Origin of the sequence: Streptomyces longispororuber, assembly GCF_024448165.1 — a bacterium.
Lineage (GTDB): Bacteria > Actinomycetota > Actinomycetes > Streptomycetales > Streptomycetaceae > Streptomyces > Streptomyces longispororuber_A.
Map to the genome: position 1 here is coordinate 81,684 of NZ_JAMOLN010000002.1, position 22,745 is coordinate 104,428.

At 68.9% G+C, this 22,745-nt stretch carries 19 protein-coding genes and 4 pseudogenes; 12 read left to right on the forward strand and 11 right to left on the reverse strand.

The features are described from left to right. Both M4J07_RS01215 and M4J07_RS01220 read right to left on the reverse strand, forming a co-directional pair. Complete coding sequence (locus M4J07_RS01215) at positions 1-507, reverse strand: DinB family protein (protein WP_255966018.1); 507 nt, start codon at positions 505-507, stop codon at positions 1-3. Further along, a complete protein-coding gene (locus tag M4J07_RS01220; RefSeq protein WP_255966020.1) occupies positions 504-905 on the reverse strand; it encodes a VOC family protein in 402 nt (133 codons plus the stop codon). Before M4J07_RS01220 ends, M4J07_RS01215 begins: the two co-directional genes overlap by 4 nt. A 591-nt stretch (positions 906-1,496) precedes the next feature. On the opposite strand from M4J07_RS01220, the gene M4J07_RS01225 reads away from it, so the two are divergent. After that, complete coding sequence (locus M4J07_RS01225) at positions 1,497-2,717, forward strand: hypothetical protein (RefSeq protein WP_255966022.1); 1,221 nt, start codon at positions 1,497-1,499, stop codon at positions 2,715-2,717. Between the two features lie 86 nt (positions 2,718-2,803). Beyond that, complete coding sequence (locus M4J07_RS01230) at positions 2,804-3,346, forward strand: hypothetical protein (protein WP_255966025.1); 543 nt, start codon at positions 2,804-2,806, stop codon at positions 3,344-3,346. 192 nt (positions 3,347-3,538) lie between these two features. Here the strand turns inward: M4J07_RS01230 and M4J07_RS01235 are convergent, their stop codons facing one another. The 3 genes and pseudogenes from M4J07_RS01235 to M4J07_RS48410 form a co-directional block, all read right to left on the reverse strand. Next, positions 3,539-4,522 carry a GNAT family N-acetyltransferase gene (locus M4J07_RS01235; RefSeq protein ID WP_255966027.1) on the reverse strand — a complete coding sequence of 328 codons (984 nt, stop codon included), beginning with the start codon at positions 4,520-4,522 and terminating at the stop codon, positions 3,539-3,541. 42 nt (positions 4,523-4,564) lie between these two features. Further along, a pseudogene (locus M4J07_RS01240) lies at positions 4,565-5,151 on the reverse strand (IS256 family transposase); the annotation flags it as partial. Positions 5,152-5,195: 44 nt separating this feature from the next. Then, positions 5,196-5,642, reverse strand: a pseudogene (locus M4J07_RS48410) (transposase); the annotation flags it as partial. A gap of 1,083 nt (positions 5,643-6,725) precedes the next feature. On the opposite strand from M4J07_RS48410, the gene M4J07_RS01250 reads away from it, so the two are divergent. After that, complete coding sequence (locus tag M4J07_RS01250; protein ID WP_255966029.1) at positions 6,726-7,073, forward strand: DUF6193 family natural product biosynthesis protein; 348 nt, start codon at positions 6,726-6,728, stop codon at positions 7,071-7,073. Positions 7,074-7,220: 147 nt separating this feature from the next. Here M4J07_RS01250 and M4J07_RS01255 read toward each other — a convergent pair whose 3' ends face one another. The 4 genes and pseudogenes from M4J07_RS01255 to M4J07_RS48670 form a co-directional block, all read right to left on the reverse strand. After that, positions 7,221-8,114, reverse strand: a complete 894-nt coding sequence (locus M4J07_RS01255) for an RNA polymerase sigma factor (protein WP_255966031.1) — start codon at positions 8,112-8,114, stop codon at positions 7,221-7,223. Beyond that, on the reverse strand, positions 8,107-8,319 hold the full coding sequence (locus M4J07_RS01260) for a hypothetical protein (protein WP_255966033.1): 213 nt from the start codon (positions 8,317-8,319) through the stop codon (positions 8,107-8,109). The genes M4J07_RS01255 and M4J07_RS01260 overlap by 8 nt, the downstream gene beginning before the upstream one ends. 440 nt (positions 8,320-8,759) lie before the next feature. Then, complete coding sequence (locus M4J07_RS01265) at positions 8,760-9,359, reverse strand: SMI1/KNR4 family protein (protein ID WP_255966036.1); 600 nt, start codon at positions 9,357-9,359, stop codon at positions 8,760-8,762. Positions 9,360-9,552: 193 nt separating this feature from the next. Further along, positions 9,553-9,711 (reverse strand): annotated as a pseudogene (locus tag M4J07_RS48670) (IS701 family transposase); the annotation flags it as partial. Between the two features lie 109 nt (positions 9,712-9,820). Here M4J07_RS48670 and M4J07_RS01275 point away from each other — a divergent pair. After that, positions 9,821-10,225 (forward strand): type II toxin-antitoxin system PemK/MazF family toxin, encoded by a 405-nt coding sequence (locus tag M4J07_RS01275; RefSeq protein WP_255966038.1) that lies wholly within the window; start codon positions 9,821-9,823, stop codon positions 10,223-10,225. A gap of 400 nt (positions 10,226-10,625) precedes the next feature. Here M4J07_RS01275 and M4J07_RS01280 read toward each other — a convergent pair whose 3' ends face one another. Continuing rightward, positions 10,626-14,198: a protein kinase domain-containing protein gene (locus tag M4J07_RS01280; RefSeq protein ID WP_255966040.1), complete on the reverse strand. Its 3,573-nt coding sequence runs from the start codon at positions 14,196-14,198 to the stop codon at positions 10,626-10,628. A gap of 526 nt (positions 14,199-14,724) precedes the next feature. Here M4J07_RS01280 and M4J07_RS01285 point away from each other — a divergent pair. Next, entirely contained in the window at positions 14,725-15,159 is a 435-nt protein-coding gene (locus M4J07_RS01285) for a DUF6892 domain-containing protein (protein ID WP_255966042.1), read from the forward strand. Positions 15,160-15,276: 117 nt separating this feature from the next. Here the strand turns inward: M4J07_RS01285 and M4J07_RS01290 are convergent, their stop codons facing one another. Next, entirely contained in the window at positions 15,277-15,951 is a 675-nt protein-coding gene (locus tag M4J07_RS01290) for an N-acetylmannosamine-6-phosphate 2-epimerase (protein WP_255966045.1), read from the reverse strand. Between the two features lie 63 nt (positions 15,952-16,014). On the opposite strand from M4J07_RS01290, the pseudogene M4J07_RS01295 reads away from it, so the two are divergent. The 7 genes and pseudogenes from M4J07_RS01295 to M4J07_RS01320 form a co-directional block, all read left to right on the forward strand. Next, positions 16,015-16,530, forward strand: a pseudogene (locus M4J07_RS01295) (oligopeptide/dipeptide ABC transporter ATP-binding protein); the annotation flags it as partial. Between the two features lie 302 nt (positions 16,531-16,832). Continuing rightward, on the forward strand, positions 16,833-17,465 hold the full coding sequence (locus M4J07_RS01300) for a hypothetical protein (protein ID WP_255966047.1): 633 nt from the start codon (positions 16,833-16,835) through the stop codon (positions 17,463-17,465). 176 nt (positions 17,466-17,641) lie between these two features. Then, positions 17,642-18,073: an RICIN domain-containing protein gene (locus M4J07_RS01305; protein WP_255966049.1), complete on the forward strand. Its 432-nt coding sequence runs from the start codon at positions 17,642-17,644 to the stop codon at positions 18,071-18,073. A gap of 4 nt (positions 18,074-18,077) precedes the next feature. Further along, a complete protein-coding gene (locus M4J07_RS48415) occupies positions 18,078-18,398 on the forward strand; it encodes a DUF6332 family protein (RefSeq protein WP_374214974.1) in 321 nt (106 codons plus the stop codon). Positions 18,399-19,379: 981 nt separating this feature from the next. After that, positions 19,380-20,222: a polyphosphate polymerase domain-containing protein gene (locus tag M4J07_RS01310; protein WP_255966051.1), complete on the forward strand. Its 843-nt coding sequence runs from the start codon at positions 19,380-19,382 to the stop codon at positions 20,220-20,222. Next, positions 20,219-20,896 carry a DUF4956 domain-containing protein gene (locus M4J07_RS01315; protein ID WP_255966053.1) on the forward strand — a complete coding sequence of 226 codons (678 nt, stop codon included), beginning with the start codon at positions 20,219-20,221 and terminating at the stop codon, positions 20,894-20,896. Before M4J07_RS01310 ends, M4J07_RS01315 begins: the two co-directional genes overlap by 4 nt. Then, positions 20,896-22,647, forward strand: a complete 1,752-nt coding sequence (locus tag M4J07_RS01320) for a CotH kinase family protein (RefSeq protein WP_255966055.1) — start codon at positions 20,896-20,898, stop codon at positions 22,645-22,647. Before M4J07_RS01315 ends, M4J07_RS01320 begins: the two co-directional genes overlap by 1 nt. Positions 22,648-22,745 lie beyond the last annotated feature (98 nt).

Sequence of the window (22,745 nt, forward strand, 5' to 3'; positions counted from 1 at the left end):
TCAGGTCAGGACCAGCCAACGCCGGCCGTCGAGGAGTTCTCGCACCGTATCGAGGTGGCCGGCATGGCAGGCGGTCTCGGTGATGACATGGAGCAGGACGTCTCGATGGGTGTGCAGGTGCGGTTCGCCGAAGAGGTGGTGGGGCCACCAGGCCAGGGGAGCGTCCATAGGGGTGGCGTTGATGATGGTGTCCGCGCGGCCGGCTTGTGTGCGGTATCGGTCAAGGATCGCGGCAGCCTGTGCGTCCGGGCCCACCTGCCATGCGTCGCCGTCGTCCCCCAGGGAGTTGATGACGTCTTCGTCGCCGCGTACCACCGCGTGGAACCAGAACCGCTCGACGTCGAGAGTGAGATGCTGGATCAGGCCGAGGCAGTTCCATCCGGAGGGCAGCACCGGTTGGCGCAGGGCATCCGCATCGAGGCCGTCGAGTATGCCGAGAACGTGGCGGCGCTGTCCGTGCAGGACCGACAGGAGTGTCTGGATCTCGGGCCCCGGCGCCGCGGTCACCGGGCGATTTCCCAGACGTGGCCGCCGGGATCACGGAAGCTGGCGGTCCGTATGCCCCAAGGCCGGTCCATGGGGCCGTTGAGCAGGGTGACACCGCGGGCGGCCAGTTCCTTGCACATCGCGTCCACATCGTCGACGGGCAGGGTGAGTTGGAGCCTCGTGCCGGCGTCGGATTGGGCAACGCGAGCAGGTGCGATGAGCTCGGGTGCTGCGGTGGTCTTCAGCAGGTTGATGAGGGTGTTGCCGAATTCGAAGACGGCCGAGTTGTCGTTCTCGAAGGCCACCGGCAGTCCGAAGACCTCCCGGTAGAACTGCTTCGTGGCGTCGAGATCCTCGGTGAAGAGGGTGATCGCGCTGATGGTTGTGGGCCATGAGGGGGTGCGTGCCGTGTCTGTCACAGCTACAGGACTATCCACGAGCGGGCGAGCCGCGTACAGAGGTCTGATGGAGGGATCTCCTGGCCACAGGAATGGCGTCACCTGGTGAACGCCATCGCCATCGCCTATGAGTCTGCAGTAGCGGTTGCGGGCCCGACGCCCACCCGTGGTGCCACGTGCACCGCGGGGCAAGACCGCCTACGGAGCGGTCACGGAAACACTCCTCGGCAGATCCACCCGTGCCTCCGGCTCTCCATCGATAACGTCATGGTTATCTGACGATGCGAAACCCGTCATTGTTGGCCCTGTGCTCTCAGGGCAAGCTGAGGCGCGAACGTGCCAGGCAGAAGGGTCTGCAACGGCAGGTCAAGGCGCGGACGAGTCCGGAGGCGGCGCCCCAGGAAGGGACGTGCCGGCAGGCTGCGTAACGGCCTTGCTGCCTGTGCGGGCGCCGGTCCGGCGTGGGGACGGCGTCATATCAGGGAACGGGGGTTCTTCGTGCGCAGCGCGCGATGGTCTGTCATGGGCGTGATCTGCGGGACCGTGGCAGGGGCGATCCTGCTGGCCGGTTGCTCCAGTGACTCAGCGGACGGCACGGGTTACCGCCGGCCGGTGCGGGACGAGGCATCGGCCGCCCCCGCTGCCAAGGCCTACGACCCGCCGCGCAAGTTCACCGGCGGCGGGGTGCGGCTGTCCGCCACGGAGGCTGAGCACACGGAGACGACGCTGTGGAAGACGAAGGCGTTCGTCCTGACCGAGACCAGCCTGAGCGCCTACGACACCCGGGGCAGCGGCGGTCCGGCGTGGTCCGTGAGGAAGCCCGCGGGCATGTCGACCGGTGTGGACGAGCGCGCACGCGTGTGGGAGAGCACCCAGCCTTCCGTGGTCACGCAGGGTGGACGGACTCTGGTGCTGTTCGCCTACCAGAAGTACACCGAGGGCACGGGCACGGCCAAAGGCAGATCCACGGTGAGTCTGCGGGCCGTGGACGCGGACAGCGGCACGGTGGCCTGGACCGTCAGTGTCCCGGCGCCCAAGGGGATGAGCTTCAACTCCGACTCCAGCCCGTCAGTGGTCGGGGTCGAAGACGGCATCGCCGTGCTGACCGCCCGCACCACCCCCGACTTCGACGACGTGTACGACGACCCGCGCAGCATGGTCACCTACGGGATCGACCTTGCTGCGCGCCACGTCGACTGGCGGGAAAGCGGGTTCGGTGCGCGGGTGGTCGCCGACGGCGTGATAGCCGGCGAGCAACTGCCCCGGCAGGCAGAGATCGGAGACGTGAACTGGACCGCTCCCGACGGAGGCATGCGCCTGGTGGGCCGGTCCGTCAGCGACGGGACGGTGCGCTGGAAGGACTCCCGCAATCTGTTCGGGCTGAAGATCGAGAGCATGGGCGCCGGTCTGATGTCGGTCGAGATGGTGCTGGAGTTCAAGGAGAACCGTCAGACGTATGCGCTGCTCGACGCCACGACGGGCAGGCGTCCCGCGGGGATGACCGAGGCCGGTGAGCGCGACTTCGCCTACGAGGGGCGCTCCTGTGTCTACGACGAGCGCTCCGTCATCGTCTGCGGATCTGCGGACCACAGCCTGACAGCCCTGGACTCCCGCACGCACACGGTGCTGTGGGAGATCAACGAGGACGACCCCTCCCGGGACGTGCCCTCACTGATCGCGGCCTGGCACGGGGCGGTCTACGTCGACGCCGGCGTCATCCTGGATGCGCGGACCGGCAAGGACGACGGCACCTTCTCCGCCGGATATCTGACGCACGTGAACGAGTACGGCGGCCTGGACATGGACTTGACGGTCTACGAGGCTGCCGGCTGACACGGGTCCTGGCATCCCGCGAGGGCCCAAGACTTGAAGCGCGCCCGCACAGGGACGCACGGTGAGGCAGGCTGGGGGAGAACCGGGTGAGGGATCGTCGCGCCAGAACGGTGCGGATGCTGTGGAGCGCCGGCGCGGCCGTGGCCCTGGCCCTGCTGACGGCGGGCTGCAGCCCGCCGGAGCTCCAACTGGTGGCCGTGGGTCAAGGCCCGCAGGGCGAGCTGCGCGCCCTGTTGCGGCCCTGTTCGGGCGCCGCGCATATGGAAGAGGTCAGCATCCAGCACATCGCCGATGAGACGGACGGCGCGGATCCGGAAGTCCTGGACGGCTGGTCGGCCCGGCCACCGAGGTCAGTCACAGGAGAACTGGAGATCAGCCTCTACGCGCCGCCCCAGAACTGGCACGGCGCGGCCCAACCGGCCAGGAAACTGTCCGCGGCCGGGTTCTACTCGGTGGACTTTGTGATCGGAAGGCAAGAGACGCAGCCGCGGTCCATCGTCGTCAAGTACCGGGGAATCGGCCGCTTCGAGGCCGCCGATGTCGAGGGACTGGCCCCCGGACAGTGGTGGGCCGATGGGAAAGTCATGAGCCGCACCCAGTTCCGGGAGCATACCGACGACGTCTGCTGACCCTCACCAGCGCGGAGTCCCTGGGCCGTTTCGTCCCGCCGCCATGGACCTCGCACACATCAAGATCCCGGACAGTGGCAACGGCCGCAGGTTGCGAACCGCCCTTCCCGGCGCCCAGTGGACGAAGATCCTCACGCGCAGGAGGTACTGTCAAATCCTGTGGACCGACCGGACAGCCCTATGACCGGTCGATCAAGCAAGCGGCTTGCGGAATCGGACGTACTCGTTCAGCCGCCGGAACCCCACACTCTCGTAAAGATCGAAGGACCGGTGCGGATTTGCCGTGCCCGTGAACAGCCGAGCGGTCGTTGCGCCCTGCTGGCGAAGGCTTCGCAACCCGTCCAGCAGCAGGACCCGGCCGATTCCGAGGCGTCGCTGGTCCGTCCGGACACTCAGCTCTTCCACCTCGCCCACGGTGTGGTCGTGACGGCGGATGGAGCACAGGGCGACGCCGACCATGTCCTGCCCCCACCAGGCGGCCCTCCAGCATGCCGGGTCGGCGGTGTCGACGAAGTCCTGGAAAGGCCATCTCTGAGTGAAGCCGCGGTCCGCGTACGAATCGACGACCGTCCTCCACGCTGCACGGTAGTGGCTTGTCTCGATCGGCCCTGTCCGTATCCCGGCCGGCAACTCGCCGCCCGGCTCGGGCACCTGCTGCAGATCGCCCAGCTCCAGCTCGACCAGACTGAAGACGTGTCGGTAGCCGGCTGCGCGCAGAAGTGCGGTGGCGTCCTCCTCGGAGGCCATGGCGTTCGCGCCGATCACTGCCGTCCGCGCCGTTCCATGCTGTTGGACGAGCTGGCGGATCCGCTCTTCGGCCCAGCTCAGCATGGCTGAGCCGATGCCCTGGCCGCGATGCTCGGGCAAGAGGTGGCCGCGGTGCAGGTACAGCCACGTATCGTCCCGCTCCTGCCACCACCGGATCGTCGCGTAGCCGATGACGCTCTCGTCGAGCACCACCAGGATCTGGTTCTTGGACGGCTCCGCCAACTTGGCAGAAGCTTCGGCGATCTCGGCCGCTGCCGGGAGCCCTTCCACTACCGAATGGACATCGACCCGGTCCCGTTCAACACACCCCAGCCGCACCGCGGCCATGGCGCCGTGGTCTTCGTCGCCGCGATACGGCCGGAACCCGAGGCCGACCGGAAGGTTCTGTCCTGCCGTGCCATCCAACATGACCGGATGTTCTCGAACTTCGACGCAGGTCCGCCACCCTATTCACGCCGCGGTCGTCTGGAACCGTTCAAGGAGCTGGCCGCGTTCAAAGCGGGCCCCAGCGCGGACGAGGGCAACGAGGTGGGGTGCATTCACGGCTCGCCAGCGGGCCTGGGCGGACTCGACTCCGCAGACGGACGGTCGCGAAGGTCGACTCGACGGGGTTGGTTCTCCGCAGGTGGATCCAGTGCTCGGCGGGGAAGTCGTAGAACGCCAGCAGCCCATCCTCGTCATCGACGATCTTCTTGACGGCCTTGGGGAACTTCGCGCCGTACTGCCTGGCGAACGCCTTGACCGCGGCGGCCGCGTGCTCCTTGTCCTCGGCGTTGTAGATGTCCTGGATGGCTTCCTTTGCCGCGCGCTGAGCTGACTTCGGGAGGCTGTCGAGGCAGTTGGCCGTCTTGCGAACCCAGCACCTTTGGTGGCGGGTTTCGGGGAAGACCTCGTTCAACGCGTTCCAGAAGCCCAGGGCTCCGTCGCCGACGGCGAGGACGGGAGCGCCGCATGCCGCGCCGCTGGCAGTTCCGCAGCAGGCTCGCCCAGGACTCCGAGGACTCGCGGTAGCCGTCGGCCATCGCGATCAGCTCCTTCGGGAAGGTACGCCCTCGCGTCCAACCCGAGGCCGATCCACAGGTCATGAGCATTGCTCCACGCGCAGCGCCCTCAGAGGTTGGGGCCCAAGGCCCAGGGACCCGGCGGCAGCGTCAACGGCGCCCAGCCGGTCGGCGTCGACGCTGACAGCGTTCCCCGGGCCGCCGATCGCTGCACGCCAGCGCATGAACGGCACCACCGGCCCCGGCCTCGGGAACCGGCCACTGAGGTGAGGCGCCCGGCGCGCGGGGCAGTGACGAAGCGGACCGTGGCGTGGCCGTGGACGGTGGGGTGAGCGCGGCATCGACCAGGGCCGCGAAGACGTCGATACCCGGAGCGTGTTGGAGCAGGAGCCCGAGCTGCGGGTGGTCGGAACGAGGCCGGCATGGGCGGTGAGGTGGGTGGCCGAGGGGGACCTGGTGCCGTCGCGGACGTCGATGAGGAGGCGGGCCGCGGTCCTGACGCCGACGCCCGCCATCGACGTCAGGACCTTGCTGTCACCCTGCCGAAGGCGACGAGGGCGCAGCGGTGGTCGCCGACCGCCGACGCCGGCCGATGGCGTGCGTCGTAGGGGCTTGTGTCGATGGGCGGCCCACCCGCCTTTCGGCAGAGCCTGGGAGTACCTCCGCACAGGTCCTGAGTGCTGCTTCGCGCATACCGCTGGCGGCACGTGATCTGCACCAGCTGCCGGCCCCCTGCGGATGATCGCGTTGGCTAAGGGGCGCGCCGGAGTCGCAGGCCGTCGCGGAGCCTCCGACGGCTGGCCCTGATCCGCTCACGGCTCTCGTCCATGCGTTGGCGGCTCTGCTCGATCGCCCGGCGGGACCTTTCCACCTGCTCGCCATGTCCGTGCAGAATCGCGCTACCTGCGAAAGCTTGGCCGGGCTCCGACTTCACGCTGCCCACCCCCGATGACTGGAGTAGTTGGACTGCTCGTTCGTCACGTAAGCCCTTCCCGAGATCGCTACGCGGTGGATGCAAGGTTGGAACGGTCGGGCCTGACCGGCTCGCGATCTGTGGGTGCCGGTCCGGCCGACGGACTGGCTCTTGACCGAGGCTGGTGCACGCAGGCGCCGGGCCCCGGCCGAACACCGAACGGAAAGGGTGGCAGAGCGATGCACCACGCTGGGGCACACCAGCGCGCAAGCTCCACCCCGCAGGGTCGCAGTTCCCCACAGCGTGTGCGTCGGCAGGCTTTCGATGTGCGCCCGTTGGTCGAACTGCGAGCCGTGGCGACTCGTTCCACGGCGGAAGGTCGCTCGACCGGGTCCCGGGTTCGACAACGCGTCCCCGTGGAACGCGCAGGCCACATCCCCCGAGTCCCCGCCAGACCACTCCTCACTCAGGGGCGGGGGACCCCACATACGCCCCAGCGGCGTATCGCCGATCTACGCGCCACCCTCGGCGTCGGCAGCGATCCCTCGAACTCCTCGGTCAGCATCGGCTCAGGTAGCGGCCGCGAGGTGCCGGCCCCGCCCGGAGCCTTTGCAACAACACCCTTCAGTGGCCCGACCGCGCTCCCACCTGCTGCCCTTCGAGGACTTCGCAGGTACCACTGGACCACGGTCGGCGAATGTCGGTGGCTCATGCCGAGCCGCTGCATCGGCAGCTCTTCCCCTGGACCGATATGTGGGAGCTGCACTTCAGCAGGTGTACGGAGGTGGATTACACCTGGGACATCCCGTGCATCGGTACGCTGAGAGACGGTCGGTACTACGTCGAAGGACCGTATCGGGGCAGCCCGCGGATCGCCGAGACGGACAGCGCTCAAGCTGCAGTGGTGATGGTCATCGATCGCCTGCCGCCACACTGTGGCCCGGCCTTCATCGGCAATGCAGAGGAACTAGCCGCCTCTCGCGCCTTGATGTCCGGCCGCAGCCTCGCCGTCGGGCTCATGCGTAGTCGACGCGCTGGCAGCTGACGTGTCCTCACCTCGTGGTGCGTCTCGCCAGGCGCAGCTGGACGCGACCGTCCACATGGCCGTCCCGATCCCGCGAGCAGAGCTCACCGCAGAACACACCATGCGCCGCCAAGCACCACAGCCCATGGTCTGATGTTCGGATAAGCCCTACTTGCCCCAGTAGGTCTGCCCCTGCACCGGCGGCCCAGCCCGCCGGCTGTCCATGGTGTCGAACGCGGTGGTCGCCCACTGCATCACCAGGGATCCCACCTCGGACAGCAGCGCACGGGGGTGAATTCGGAGTCTGGCGCGCCGTGGGCGGCGGCGCTCCCGACGGCGTAGCCAGGCCACCCCGAGCTCGAGGCTCGCGATCACCGCGGCCACGACGATCGCAACCGCCAGGATCTGCAACTCTGGCCAGAAGCGCGGCGAGGACGGGTCGGGAAGGTGAGGGGCACCGGCGGGTGGGTGAAGACGGTGTGCGACAACACCGGCGCCGAGGGCGGCAGCAAGCGTGATGAGTGCGCCGAACGCTGCGCAGGTCACCGCAAGATGAATCTTGAGGAACGCCGAGGCCCGTGCGACGTGAGTGGCGACCGTTCCAGGTCGCTTCCCCATGCGCCCGGCGGCCTCGCTCTGCGAGAAGCCCAGTCCCTTGGTCAGCATGACGGCCATACGCTGTTGCTCAGGCAGGTCGTTCAAGTACTGCTGAACCGCCGACCGGTTGGCGATCTGCACAGCGATGTCCTCCAGCACTGCCTGGCTGGCCGCCGACGAGTCGACCAGCGCCCTGGAAGAGCGATCCATTGCATGTCGCCGCGCATGCTCGAGCACGGCGTTCTTGATGATCGTGTACAGATACGCGCGTGGATTGTTGAGTCGGAGCTCCGCCTGGAGGGCAGCGACGAACGCGTCGTGCACCACATCCTCGGCATCGACTGTCGGAGCGAGCTCCCACTGGGCCAGGAGCTTTCGGGTACGGCCGATCATCTCGCCCCGATAGTCCCGGAAGGTGGATTCCAGGGCGGCCCTGTTCGCGGCCGACACTGCTTCCTCAGGCACGGCGCCTCCCCGACTTGCGACGCTTGCCGGCAGACCTGGCCGGGAGCTGGTAGTTGCTGGAAGCCTGACTGCGGGCGAGTGCGATCATGGCCTCCGCCTCCGCCCTGGCCTTGACCTTGTTCCGATACGCCCAGCTGTTGATCCATGCCGTGACACCGGGCAGCAGAGTGACGAGGGAGTACAACAGAAGGCCGATAACGTCCACAGAACTCTCCTCGGATCAGCGACCCTTGTCACGGGCATGGGCGACTGGCGACAGGCCGGTCATCAATGAAGAGGCTCAGAGGGGACGTTCTCTTTACATGGATCCCGCGAATTTCCGTAGAGGGTCAGCGGGAGGCCCATGACCGGCGGGCGTCCTCGGGGGTTCGCCATACCGGATGCGGGCCGGGATGGCGTGGCCATCGCCATCCAGGGGGTAGTGAGCATTGCCACCGAACCATGTGGCGACTCCAGCCGGAACGACCGAACTTGCTGCCCGGATGTCCTGGATCCTCGAACCTTGGTCGTCGCCGGTCTTCGATCCGGACAGCTGGGGCGGCGGGCGCAGCAGGGGCTGGTTTGCCAAGTTCTCCCCGAACTGCAGGAATTGCTCAGGCAGATCTGGAGCGGGGCTGGGGGTCTTGTCGCCCAGGAGCACGCTCCTCAGCTTGCGTTGGTGGGATCGTGGAAATGATCCAGCACGGTCAGCGCGTCGTCCCAGACCAGGCCACCGTCGGCCCAGGTCCACAGCCATTGGCGAAGGGACGGCGCCGCGTACCGCAGGCCGTCGTGCGGGTCCTGGCCCCGGTCCGGCTCCCAGCCGTCGGCGTCCCAGAGCAGTACCGGGTTGTCGACCGCTATCAGCGAGACGTACCACTCCATGCTGCACCCACCGTCAGTCAGGAACAGCCATGACGGTGGGGGAGACCACCCGGCGGCGCGCCCATCGCTGACCGTGACCGAACAGGGCCAGTCCTGGAGGTAACCGGTCGGCCGACGCCCTGGGACCAGAGAGGCAAGACCACCTTCAGGGCCGAAGCCTCCGTCGCCGATCTCGGTGTGGATGCGCCGGAGCAGTTCAGGCAGGCGATAGCCGATCTCGCGCTCCGCGCTCTCGAGGTCGGCTGCGGTCAGCCGGGGGAAGGGGTGGCCTGGGCTGTCGCCTCGGTAGGGCGCCATGCCGGGGGTGTCCCATGCAAGGACGTGTAGTTCCTCCAGCAGGGCGTCGTCGTCCGCAGCGGTGCGGTGAGCGGGGTTGGGCACGCGCGGGAGTGTAGAACGCGGCGCTGGCAGTGGTGTGGCCGCGTGCCGGTTCCGGGCTGCTGCGACTGTTTGGGGCGTTGAGTACCCTAACCGTTGCGGCGGGCGGCCCGGCAGTTGCGTGCACCATGCGGGTCATCACCGACGCCAGCGGTGTCGACCGTTGGCCCATGAAGCCCTGTTGCGCGCGACCCCCCCAGCAGTTCTTGCGCGGCAGGTCCGGCAACAGATCGAGTACCAACTTCCGGACCCGGCATCGGGAATCGACCCGTGTGAAGCGTCCCGTTGTCCGGCTCGTCCGGACCTCGGACGCCTCCTGCCAGCAGGCAGGGTCTACGCTGTGCCCCGTGGCCACCGCATGATCGTTCGCCTTCACACACCGATGACCAGGAGTGGCCGCACTCGTCTCGACACCGCGTCAGGCCGCGCAGCGTCTGCTTGCCGTCCTGTGTAGGGGAGGGCTTATGCAACGTGGCGAAGTCTGGTGGGTCCAGTTCGACGAGCGAAGGTTGGTCGTACTGCTGTCAGGAGACGACGCGTCCGGGTTCCAGGTGATGCAGGTCGTCGCTCCGGCGGGCTTCGACATCAGCGGTCTGGGCATCGAAGTGACGATTGGCGCCAGTGAAGGGCTGCCACTCGAAGGCGTGCTGCGGCTCGCGTTCCCGCGTCCAGGCTTTACCCCGTGCACGTGGCTGACCACCGTGTCCCGGGACGACCTGATAGAGCGGGCGGCCGTCCTGTCCTCCGGGAAACTCAGCGAGATCGACGATGCCCTCCGACTCGCTGAACAAGCACAGGAGCAGACCCCGGCAACGACCGCGAAGTTCAACGAGATCAGGGACGTCCTCCGTCGCGGTGAACGCGGGTAGACGGAGAAGGAGCCGTAGCCGTTGCCGGCGGCGCTCTCGTCGCCAGCACCCTCCCCGACACCCCCATGGTGATTGACCCCGACGACGGCCCCAGGGGACTGCTGCCCGAACTACCGGCCTCGCTTGGCGCGTCGGCGAGACTCGCACTGGACCGGGTTCTCGGGGACGGATCAGAGATGGCGACCGGCTGGGTGGACAGCGCCGAGTCCGATCAGCGGCGCCAGGAGGTGCGACAGGCCCTCCCCGGCGGTGGGCAGGCATTGCCGCCGCCGGGAGATGCCGCCGGTGCCGCTGGGGCGGATTCATCGGCACAGCGCTTGGGCGCCCTCCGGGGCGTGCGGGCGGAGCATCCCTTGGTCGGGGCCGGTGTCGTGGTCGGCGCGTGGCTTTCCGCGTCCGGTCACTGAGGTGCCCTGTCGGTGGGTGGTGGGGTGTCCACTGGGCGATCCTGCGGCTCGTCCGTGGCCGCGAGTTCCCAGTCGAGTTGCCACAGCCGGAGGGCGCCGTCCATGCTGCGGGCGAGGACGAGTTGGCCGTCCGGCGTCATCGCCAGCCTGATGGGGGGCGAGGTGTCGGCGTGGGTGTCAAGGGTGAGCAGTCGGCGGCCCGAGCCCACGTCCCAGGCGGTGACCTGCGCTCCGGTGCCGCAGGAGACAGCGAAGTCGCCGTCGGCGGTGGCGGCGAGGTCGGAACAGGCCTTGGGCGCGCCGAAGTCGCGGATGGCCGTGCCGGTCGTGACGTCCCACTCGCGGATGGTGTCGGAGTAGGCGAGGAGGTAGCCGCCCGCGACGAGCAGGCGCCGCCCGCCGCGGGTGAAGCACAGGCGCTTCACGATCTCGTAGTTGCTGTGCGTGGCGCGGGGATCGGTGAGGGTGTGCAGGAGCCTGCCGTCGCGGGCGTCGAGCAGCTGTACGCCGTGGGAGCCGCCGACCGCGACGGTGCGGCCGTCGGGTGCCGTGGCGATGACACTCTCGTGGCGCTGCCCGGGACCTTTCACCGTCCGCACGATCTGATCCGTGGCCAGGTTCCACCAGTGCACGCCGTTCTGGGTGGCGACGACGGCCTCGGAGGCGCCGGGCAGCAGACAGGCCGCGACGGGCAGGTGGTTCCCCATGGGGTGGGGTATGTCGGGCGTCAGAACTCGGAGACGGTCGCCGGTTCCGGTGTGCCACAACCGCACCGCGCCCGCACTGTCGGCGGTCAGCAGACGGCTGCCGTCCTCGTTGAGGTGGACCTCCAGTACGTGCCCGGCATGCCCGGTGAACTCCTTGAGCAGAGCGCCGGTGTGGACCTCCCACAGTCGTGCCGTGTCGTCCCAGCTGCCGGTGGCGGCCAGCCGGCCGTCGGCCGTCAGGGCGACGCGCCCATCCTTGCCACCGCCAGGGCTGAACTCCCGTATGGGCCATGCCGCCCGAGGCCGGGTGCGGTGCGTGCGGCGGGCGAGGTCGCGCCAGGCGGCCATGACGCGGGGCGCACGTGCGTATCCGTCGATCGCTCGCGCTTCGTGGAGGTGGTCGAGCGCGGCGCCGTAGTGACCGCGATCCTGTGCCTGCGCCGCATCGGCCAGCAGGGTGTCGACCCGGGAGCCGAGCCCGCTCACCTCGGCGTGGTGGCGCGGGCGGCTCAGCCGGGGCGGGCAGGCGTAGGCGCCCGGCAGGGACCAGGTACGCACCGTCCGGTCGGCGCCGGCCGACACCAGGGTGCGGCCACCGTCGAGGAAAGCGACGGCAGTGGCGCCCGCGTCGTGCCCTCGGTAGGTGCGCCGGCAGCGGCCGCTGTCCGTCTCCCACAGCCGAGTACCGTGGTACGTGGGTCCGGCGGTGGCCAGCAGCCGGCCGTCGGGGGACAGGGCGGCGGCGTGAGGGCCGCTCGCCTCGACGAAGGTGCGCAGCAAGCGGCCTGAGTCCAGGTCCCACAGGCGCAGTTCGTCGAACCCTGCGGTCACCGCCCGGCGGCCGTCGGGCGAGACGTGCAGCACCCTCGGCTCGACCGGGTGCCCGCTGAGCGTGTGCAGACGGTGGCCCGAGTCGACGTCCCAGACCGCGACGGCGAAGTCGCGCTGGTCCTCGGGCACCTGGAGGGCGTCCTTCGCGGCCGGGGTGGCGACGACGCGACGTCCGTCGGCGCTCACGTGCACCCCCGCGCCTTCGGAGTGGCCGGGCAGGGCGCGCCGCAGCCGTCCGTCGGCCGTGTCCCACACCCGGACCGTGCCCCGTAAGTCGACGGCTACCCCGGTGCGGCCGTCGGGCGTGAGACGAACGGACCGCCGATGCGGGCCGGGAGACACCCGCTCGACACCGGACAGATCCTTGAGTCTGGGCTCACCGCGGTGCAGCGGGTTGTCGCCCATGAGCCGAGTCAAGAACCCTTCGGACAGATCCCAGAAGCGCACCACGCCGTCTACGCCCTGCGAGAGTGCGTGGCGGCCGTCCGGGGTGAGGTCGACCGACTCCACCTCCCGCCGGTGCCCCCTGAGGGTCTTCACGCAGCGTCCGCGATCCACGTCCCACAGGCGCAGGGTGCCGTCCGGGCAGCCGGTCAGCGCGAGCCGGGCGTCGTGGGTGAGCGCGACGGGCAGCGACTCGTACGTCGCGAACCCCTTCGAGCGCGGGTACTCCAGCTCGTTCAGGCGTCGCGCCGGCCACGGCACCTGCCGGACGGTGAGTGAACGAGCGTGGGCGACCGCACCGGAGTCGACCGCCTGCCGTGCCGCCGCGGCCTCCGGCTCATCCGGATGCTCCCGGGTCACCGTGTCCAACAGTGCGCGAGCCGCGGGCAGTTCACCGCGTTCGAGTTGGATCTGGGCGAGGAGGAGGCGGGTCTCCCCAGTGTCGGAGGTGTCCCGCAGCGCGCCTTCGAGGCGGGCGACAGCGTCCTCGTCGGTGCGTCTGCCGTGCCGCCAGCGCAGCAGTTCGTCGTTGTAGAGGGCCCGTATGTTGCGCGGGTCGATGTCCAGCGCCTCTTCGAACGCCTTCTCCGCCTCGCTCTCGCGGCTCAGGTCGAGGAGCGAGAGGCCACGGTTGTTGAGCTCGTCGGCGCGCAGATCGGCCTCCCGCGGAGCCGGACGCGGATACGGCGAGCCGGTCACCTGCTCGTACACCTCGGCCAGCACGTCCGCGACGTCCGCCATCGACGGCGGCCGGGCGGCCGGGTCCTGCCGCAGGCAGCGCCGGAGGAGATGGGCGATCTCCGGGGGCACGGCGACGGGGTTGGCAGGATCGGCCAGGTACTCGTCCAGGGCGAGCCCCGCGATGGAACCGGCCGACCACCGCACCCCGCCGGTGACCATCTCCAGCACCAGGACCGCGAAGCTGTACACGTCACTGCGACGTCCCACGCTCTCGCCCGCGAGCTGCTCCGGCGGGGCGTACGGCACCGTCATACCGCCCGTCGGCACCAACACGCTGCCGCCCGGCGCCGTTCGCAGGTCGGCCGGAGAGATGCCGGTCCTGGACCGGGCGAGACCGAAGTCGGTGATCTTCGCGACGCCCGCACTGTCGAGCAGTACGTTCGCCGGCTTCACGTCCTGGTGCACCAGCGAACGACTGTGGGCGTGGTCGAGCCCACGGGCCGCCTGGACGGCCGTGTCGAGGATGCGGGCGAGGGCCTGCCGGTCGCCCCCGGTGTAGAGCCGTCCGTCGCCGATCCACTCCGCCAGGCTGCCGCCGTCGACGTACTCGGCGAACACGCGGGGGACACCGTCGATGGACCGCACGTAGTGGCAGGCGCAGACGTTGGGGTGCAGTCCGAGGGACACCCACGCCTCGGCCTCCCGCACGAACAGTTCCTGATCGCCGGGGGAGCGGAACAGTTCGGGCCGTGAACTCTTCACGGCCATGTCGATGCCCCAGACCAGGTGCCGCACCCGGTGGACGATGCCCATCCCGCCGCGGCCCAGTTCACCGATCACCCGATACCGGCCGTCGATGGTCTCGCCGGTTGCCCAGACTGCCTGTGACGCGGGTGAGTTCACGGGATCCCTCTGCTTCTCTGCGGTTGATGCCCGGGGGCGGGGTGCGGCTGAGCGACCATGAGCAGCTCTCCGATGCCGGCCTTCCTCTCGCGGGGCGCAGAAGTCGCCGCGAACCTCCTCCGTCTGGACCGTCCGGCAGGATCCCGCCTGCTGAGCGCGCGGCCAGCGGCGAGAAGGCCGGACGCGGCGGGCCCGTTACGACGATGGAACGAGGATCAGTAGAGCACACGCCATCGGGCCCGGTGCCGTGGTTCGGGGCCTTGGCAGCGCCGATGTCGTCGATGTCGAACCACGATTCGGCGCACGGTACTTGGGCAGCGGCCGGGCCTGACGTGGCGCCGGTGGCGGCGGCGGTTCCGATGCCGTGGGACAGCCACCGCGTGCAGCCGACCGGTCACATCGACGGAGGTGTGGCGCCCAACGGCCACATGGGCGGGGGCGCGGCGCCGGCCGGACACCATGAAGGCAACTGACTGATCCACTCCTGGCTGAGGAGCGTGTCCTTCCTCCGTGGTACTCATGTGCCATGAGCCAGTTCCGCGACTTCAACCTCAAGCTGCTCGTCATCGAGGAGCTCATGTACGGCCCCGAGCCGCTCCTGCCGGTCTTTGACCTGCCTGCGCGGCTGGCCGGGCGTGGGATCGGCGACCCCGCGTCCTACGTTCTGGACAATGGCCTTCACACGGAGGTGCTGGCAGAGTCCCGGGCCCACTTCGAGGCTCTGGAGATCCCGGCCGAGTTGCTCGCCCGTGTTGAGGAGCTGTGTTTCGACGCGGGTGCGGAGGTCTTCCGGCACTGCGCTCCTGCCTGGGACGGCGAGGACGACCTGTTCGACGTCCGCGGACTCGACGACCTCGCTCTGCTGCCCAACCTGCGGGAGGTCACCTTCGTGGAGGACGGGGTCCTGGCAGTGCCGGACGCGACGGCGGTCTTCGCTGCGCGCGGCATCGACACGGACTGAGCCCTCTGGCCGGCCACCTGGGACGGATGTCCCGGGTCTGCTGCCTCAACGGGCTCCGGCGTGGGCGGGTGCCGGCAGGAACCGGTGCGCGCCGGGGCCCCGGCCCGCGAGGGGACTTCACCCGCCGAGCCCCGCGACGAAGAGCCGGGTCAGCGCGGTCGGGGCGGTGATGGCGGTGCCGACGACCACGCTGGACGCACCGCGGCCAGCGCCTCGGCGGCCTGCGCCGGAGTGGCGATCCGGCCCTCCGCTACCACGGGAAACGCTGACAGCTGCCGTGAGTTCGGAGACCAGGCGCAGATCCGGCTCGCTCTGCTGCGGGGATCCCGGTACGTATCCGGAAAGCGTCGTGGAGACGAAGTCGGCGCCCTGACGTGCGGCGTCGACGCCTTCGGCCAGGTTCGACACGTCGGCCATCTCCAGGGCCCCCGCCTCCTGCACGGCCGCGACGGGTTCGGAGAGGGTGCTGCCGTCCGGGCGCGGGCGGGCGGTGGCGTCTGCGGCGACGACGGCGGCGCCGGCCTCGACCAGGGCGAGGGCATGACGGACGGTCGGGGTGATGTACACGCCGGTGTCGCCGTCCTTCCACAGGCCGATGACGGGCAGATCGATCGCCGCGACGGTGGCGGCGACGACCTCGGGCTCGTTGACCCGCACGGCCGCCGCGCCGCCCTCCCGGGCGGCACATGCCATGCGGACGAGGGTGTCGGTGTGCCGCATCGCGTCGCCGGGGGGTGCCTGACAGGACACGATGAGGCGGCCGGTGAGCGCGTCGGCGAGGGTGGTGGTCATCGGCTGGCTCCAAGGGCGCTGGATGTGTGCAGGGGCAGAGTGCGGGTGAGGGCGGCTGCGCCGAGGACGGCGGTGTCCTGGCCGACGCCGGGGGCGCCCGAGCTGATCGTCGCCGACGAACCCATCAGCGCCCTGGACGTCTCGGTGCGCGCCCAGATCCTCAACCTCCTCACGGACCTGCGCGAACGCCTCGGCCTCGGCATGGTGTTCATCTCGCACGACGTCCAGACCGTGCGCTACCTCGCCGACCGGATCGCCGTCCTCTACCTCGGCTGGGTGGTCCAGGAGGGCCCGGCCGACCGGGTCACGGCCACACCCCGGCACCCGTACACCGAGGCCCTGCTGTCGGCCACTCCGAGTCTGCTGGAGCGGCCCGAGCGCATCGTGCTGCACGGCCCCGTGCCCTCGGCCACCCACCCGCCCACCGGTTGCCCTTTCCGCACCCGCTGCTGGAAGGCCGACGACGCCTGTGCCACCGAGTTCCCGGTGACACAGACCGGAAGCGACGGCCGACTCTGGCACTGCGTGCACCCCCAGGGCGAACCGCATGTCGGCGCCCAGCCTCAGCCGGTGCCCGCGCCGGTCCCACGGCCGCGTTGGCGCGGCCTTGACCGGACCCCGTCAACCGGCCGAACAGAATGCGTTCTTCGAGCGGAAGGCTCCACGAGAGCCTTCCGCCGCGGCTCTCCCGCTCAGCAAGAATGCCGTCACCACTTCGTTCGGCGCGGCGAGCGGACAGCAGGTCTTGCAGGGCTGGGCGTCATGATGTTAAGCCGAGGCGGGAAAGGGCACCGTCGTAGAGGTAGGCGCGTGAACACGCCGGCGGTCCGGACAGTGGGCCGATGGCACGCTTCCTACAAGGCAGGATCTGAGGTGCCGAGTTGCTGAATGAACGCGAGGCCGGCGAGATCGCCAAGCTGCTCGAAGAGATGGCGGTGGACCATCCGGATCCGGAGCTGAACAGGTCGGCGACACGTATGGCGAAGCTGCTGCGGCACCGGATCGCAGACACGACGACACGTCGGGGCATCCGCGAGAACGGCGACGCGGATGCCGATGAACGCGACAGAGCTGCTGACGCGCGGGACCGGGAAGCCGAAGCACGCGATGTGCAGGCCCGGCAACGGGATGACGATGCCGCGTGGCTCGACCGGCAGGCAGAGGTGGGTGCGCAGCGGCTGGACGAACTGATCCTGGCCGCTGCGGGGCGTCAACTCGCCGCGGACCTGTGGACTGCCCGCACTTCCTGGGGCGTCGTTGATGCTGGTGCCTTGCGCGAGCAGGCCCATGTGGACCGCGAGTTGGCCGCGACCGACCGGGCCGAGTTCCGTGCGGCGCTGAACGAGGCGCAGGTGAGCCGAAAGGCCGCCATGCAGGACCGGTACGCAGCCGATGGGGACCGCCGAGCAGCACGCCGGGATCGGACCTTGTCGCAGGCCGATCGCTCGGCGGCAGCCGAGGACCGCAGCGGTGCGGCCGAGGACCGCGGCGGTGCAGGGAGCTGTCCGAGCTGACCGCCCGCGCTCCGGCCCGGTGTCGTTCAGCAGTTCGTGTGTCCCGTGCGCGTTGTCAGGTCCGGTGTGACAGCCGGCTGCTAGGGTCCGGGCCTCGTGGATCTCAACCGTCCCGGACCGACCCGCCGGGCCAAGGGGGAACGATGTTGTGGAGAAGGCTGACCATGATGGGGTCCGTGATCGGGCTCACGCTGGGTCTGGGCAGTGCGCCGGCGAGCGCCACGCCGGGCCTGAGTACTTTTGAGAGCAAGGCTGCCCCTGCCCGGAACTGCCTGGACTTCAGGGCCGACTACGGCCCGTATGTCTTCGGGTGCAACTTCACCAACTATCAGAAGTGGTACTGGAACGACGAGTTCGAGTACACGGCACTACGGCAGAAGGCGACGGGGCTGTGCTTGGTGTCGCGCAACGGTCAGGCGACCATGAAGCCCTGTGCCGCGGCAGATGACGCGGCCTTGTGGACGATCACTCCGAATGAGGTGGACGGCGCCACGATCAAGAATGCGGTGAGCCACAAGTGCCTGGCCCGGATGGCGAACGACCGGGTCAACACCACCACGTGCACCGGAGGCAAGTCCCAGCGCTGGCAGATCGGGTGGATCGTCTAGTGCTGTGACCGCCCGGCTGGGACCGCCCCGCGCGCGTCGGCCGCAGGCCGAGCGGGACGCGATGACCACCGAGACGGTTTTCGCGCCGTTCTCCACAACGCTGTGTGCCGACGCCGCGTTCCTCCTGGTCGTGCTGCCGGTGCTGTACGGCCTGGTATCCGGCGCTACGAAGAACGGATTCGCGGCCCAACCGCACGGAACTACCCCGCAGAGTCGGAGTAGCTCCGCTCCCTCGGATACGCGTCGTGAACGCCATCCGGCGGCAACCCCCTCGCGATCGCTGTCAGCGGCCCGGCCGATCTACGTCCCGGTGCGAGAGCGGTAGCGAGGGGCGCGTCCTTGCTGAACTGACGCCGAGCGACCGGCTCACCTGCAAGGGGGCGCGCAGCAGTCGGCGGCGTCGTCGGCAGGTGTCGTGGGCGAGGTGCGCACTGGTCGGCGCCGTGACCCGGTGCGCAGTCCGTCGGATGGGCAGGCGCGCGGCATTGCGTACCGGTCTGCCTCGCCCTACCGAAGCCAGGGGGCTCGCAAGTCGCTCCCTGGTGGAACTCGTGCATGACCGCACGAGGACACTGCGACCGAGACGTCGAGTCCTACCCCTTTCCACGCCGGCCGACCGCCGACGCCGTGTGACAGGGGCGGGCGCGGGTGCGGGATGGCCGCCCAGGGGCGGTGTCCGTTTGGCGGCTCGGCTCACGATGGCGGTCTCCACCTGAGCGATTCCCAGACCGGTCAAGTCCCGGGAGAGGAAGCCGTAGAGCGCGGACAGGCCGGGGAAGCAGGCGGCCGCGTGAAGGTTCGCGGGCCGGATGTCGCGCACGCGCCGTGTACCGCGGGGTGGTCTGCCCGTGCCTGCCCGTGGATCCGACGACCGACCACATTTCGGCCGTTCATGAGGCACGTGCGCTGTCGGGCAGCTAGGTGTCGGATGTTCCAGTGGTCCCCGAGCCCCGGCTCGCAGTGGAGACGCGGAGAGCCTCGCACGGACCCGATAGGTCGGGGGTTCACGTGCGGGGCTGCACCCCTCGGTTCTGGGCGTTTCTGTGGGGAGCAGGGAGCGAAGCGTTCAGGTCGCCTTTCGTTCACTTTTACGTCTCCTCGAAGACTCCTGAAATACACCCGCAATTCTCATGCGCCACTCATATGCCGTTGGTTGCGTGTGCACAGCCGGACGGTCCGCAACGTATGAGCAAGGAGGCGCATGGTGTTCCTGTCGAAGGCAGCCGCGGCGCGTGAGGGCCGGGCAGAGGAAGCCCGGGCAGATGACCGCGGGGGTCCAGGGGGCGAGGACGAGGAGCCGTTGCATGTGGCCAGTCGGCTGCACGCGTTCAACCGGTTCGAGCTCAAATACCTGGTCCCGGTCGATCAAGCGGCCGGCATCCGGGACGAGCTGGCCGCGCGGATGGACACCGATCCGCACAGCCCGGTCGGCGGCTACGGCGTGTGGAGTCTGTACTACGACAGTCCTGAACTCCGCTTCTACTGGGAGAAGATCGAGGGCCTGAAGTTCCGCCGCAAGCTGCGCATCCGCCACTACGGCGACCTCGACGGGGCCACCGACGAGTCGCCGGTCTGCGTGGAGATCAAGCAGCGCGTCAACCGGGTCACCCAGAAGCGCCGCATCACTCTCCCCTACGGTGTGGCACGGCAGTTGTGCGACGGCCGGGAGATGGTGGAGCACGCCCCCTCGGAGAGCCCCTTCATCCACGAGGTCCTCGACCTCGTCGTGCGGCTGAATCTGCAGCCCACCGCCATCACCGGCTACCAGCGCGAAGCGCTGGTCGGACGGGCGGCGGACACCGGTCTGCGAGTCACCTTCGACCGCCGTATCCGCGGTCGGGACCGGGATTTCCACTTCGGTGTGGAGACTCCGGAGAACCGTTTCACGATCCCGCCGCACATGTCGGTCATGGAGATCAAGGTGAATGAGCGCACGCCGCACTGGATCACCGACCTGGCGGCGCGGCGCAACCTCAACCTCGTACGGATCTCGAAGTACGTCCAGTCCATCGAGGCGTTCGGACTGGCCCCGCGTTCGGTCTTCCACGTCAACGAGGCGGACTGTCCACCCCCCACCCCCACTGAAGAACTGCCGTTGCAACAGCGGCCGGCGCAGGATGCTGCGTCGATGAAGGTAGGAGCACAGTGAATTTCGATCTGCAGGAACTTAGCGGCACGTTCAGCGTGGCCGATGTCGTGGCGGCGATGGCGCTGTCGTTCATCCTGTCCACGGTGATCGGTTACACGTACCGGTACACGCACCGCAATGTGTCCTACAGCCAGTCCTACGTGCAGACCCTGGTCATCGTCGGCATGATCGTCGCGCTGATCATGCTGGTCGTCGGCTCGAATCTGGCCCGCGCGTTCTCGCTGGTCGGGGCCCTGTCCGTGGTCCGCTTCAGGAATGCGGTCAAGGAGACCAGGGACGTCGGCTTCATCTTCCTGGCCATGGCGATAGGCATGGCGTGCGGCGCCCGCTTCTACACGCTGGCCGCCGTCGGTGCCGTGGTGATCTGCGCGGTGATCCTGGTGATGTTCAAGTTCAACTGGTTCGCGCTGAACGTGCAGCGTCAGGTCGTCAAGGTGCAGGTCCCGGCCGGTGAGGACTACACCCCGCAGATCCGTGACGTCCTCATCAAGTACACCAGCGAGTTCGAGCTGGTCAGCACCGAGACGATCCGCGGCGGCGCCCTGAACGAGGTCTTCTACACGGTCCGCCTGAAGAAGGGCGCCGAGCCGGGTGACCTGGTCAGCGCCCTGCAGGAACGCACCTCCGGGCAGCGGGTGACCGTGCTGACCGGTTACGACACCACGGACCTGTGATGGCGGACGGCAGCAGCGACGAGGGCGCCGCCGTACGCCGCGGGCGGCTGCGGGACAGAGTGCCCGTCCGGCTGCGCCACCACTGGAAGCCCGCCGCGACGCTGGGCGTCGGGCTAGCCGCGATGGTCTATTTCCTGGGTGACGCACGGATCTCCCCGTATGTGACGTCCTCCTCGCGTGTCGAGGCGGACGCCATCACCGAGAACATCCAGGGAACGGTCGGCCTGTACGACACCTCCGCGAAGCACTCGATCCAACTCGCCTATCAGCAGACCGACTTCAACAAGATGATGAAGGAGTTCAAGGACGACGGCACCAAGGACTACATCGAGGCCGACCTCACCATCGACGGGGTCTACCTCAATGACGTCGGAATCCGTCTCAAGGGCAACTCCACTCTGTCGTCCCTGCGCGGCAACAAGGGCATGCCCGGTGGCGGCCGGGACCTGCCCGAAGGCGCGCAGGGCGCTCCGGCCGGCGGCGCCCCCGGCGCCCCCGGCGCCGCCGGCAATGGGGGCGGCGCCGGGAAGGCGGGAGCCAAGGGCGGCGCCCCGGTCCCGACCGACGGCAAGGGCGGCGCAGGCGGGGCGGCGGGCGGCATGGGCGGGATGGTGCAGTACGACCTCTCCGCGCAGAAGCCCGAGGAACTGCCCTGGCTCGTCAAGATCGACGAGTACGTCGAGGGTCGTGCCTACCAGGGCGAGCGCGAGATATCGCTGCGCCCCGGCAGTAACGACCAAGTGCCCCTCAACGAGGCACTGGCGCTGTCCCTGACCGGCGAGAGCGAGCAGAAGGCCGAGCGGTACGCCTTCACCGAGCTGAAGGTGAACAACCGTCCCGCAGCCGCCCGGCTGATGGTCGAGGCGCCCGACACCGACTACGCCGACGACGTCTCCGACGGCAACGGCGTGCTGTACAAGGCGCGGGCGAGCGGCAGCTTCGACTACAAGGGCGACGACCCCAGCGACTACGAGACGTCCTTCAAGCAGCTCAACAAGAAGGGCAGCCAGGACCTCGAGCCGGTGATGAAGCTCATCAGGTGGGTCAACGCGGCCTCGGACAAGGAGTTCGCGAGGGATCTCGACAAGTACGTCGATGTCGACTCCCTGGCCGACTACGTCGCCTCGCAGAACCTGCTGCTGAACTTCGACGACATGGCCGGGCCGGGCAAGAACTACCTGCTCTGGTACGACCTGGACACCAAGAAGTTCTCCGTCCTGGGCTGGGACTACAACCTGACCTTCAGCGGAGACGCCACGGCCGGGCCTGACGACTCGATCAGCATGGGCGGCGGCATGCCGGGCGGCACCGCAGGCAAGGGAGCAACCGCAGGCAAGGGCGCCTCCGGCGCGCCGCAGGGACAGCCCGGCGCGATGCCGGACGGAACGCCTTCGGGGATGCCTGAGGGAATGCCTGAGGGAATGCCTGAAGGGGTGCCCGGGGGAGCGGCCGGTGGTCAGGACGGGGGTAAGGGAGCGAAGGGCGGAATGGGCGGCATGATGCAGCACATTCTGAAGACCAGGTTCCAGGACTCCGAAGCCTTCGACGACGTCTACATGAAGGCGTACCAAAAGCTCTTCCAGAAGTTCTACGGCTCGGGTACGGCGGCGCAGGACCTGAAGGCCATCGCGGAACAGGCACGCTCCGCAGGTGCCGACTCCAAGAAGCTGGACACCGCTGTGACCAAGCTGGAGAAGACCGTCACCGACCGCACCACGGCCCTGGCCGCCGACAAGAAGGTGACCGGCTGAGACCAACGGAACCCCGGGTGCACTGCCCAAGGACAGCGTCCCCGGGGTGCCGGAACCCGACCGTTCGATGAAGACCGCGATCGTGTGCACAGGGTCTT

What these genes read in the sequence shown, in the direction of transcription:
- M4J07_RS01320 (WP_255966055.1), top strand. Translation starts at nt 20,896, where the DNA reads ATGGCGGACGGCAGCAGCGACGAGGGCGCCGCCGTACGCCGCGGGCGG.
- M4J07_RS01235 (WP_255966027.1), bottom strand. Translation starts at nt 4,522, where the DNA reads ATGTTGGATGGCACGGCAGGACAGAACCTTCCGGTCGGCCTCGGGTTC.
- M4J07_RS01250 (WP_255966029.1), top strand. Translation starts at nt 6,726, where the DNA reads ATGTCGGTGGCTCATGCCGAGCCGCTGCATCGGCAGCTCTTCCCCTGG.
- M4J07_RS01275 (WP_255966038.1), top strand. Translation starts at nt 9,821, where the DNA reads ATGCAACGTGGCGAAGTCTGGTGGGTCCAGTTCGACGAGCGAAGGTTG.
- M4J07_RS01285 (WP_255966042.1), top strand. Translation starts at nt 14,725, where the DNA reads ATGAGCCAGTTCCGCGACTTCAACCTCAAGCTGCTCGTCATCGAGGAG.
- M4J07_RS01290 (WP_255966045.1), bottom strand. Translation starts at nt 15,951, where the DNA reads ATGACCACCACCCTCGCCGACGCGCTCACCGGCCGCCTCATCGTGTCC.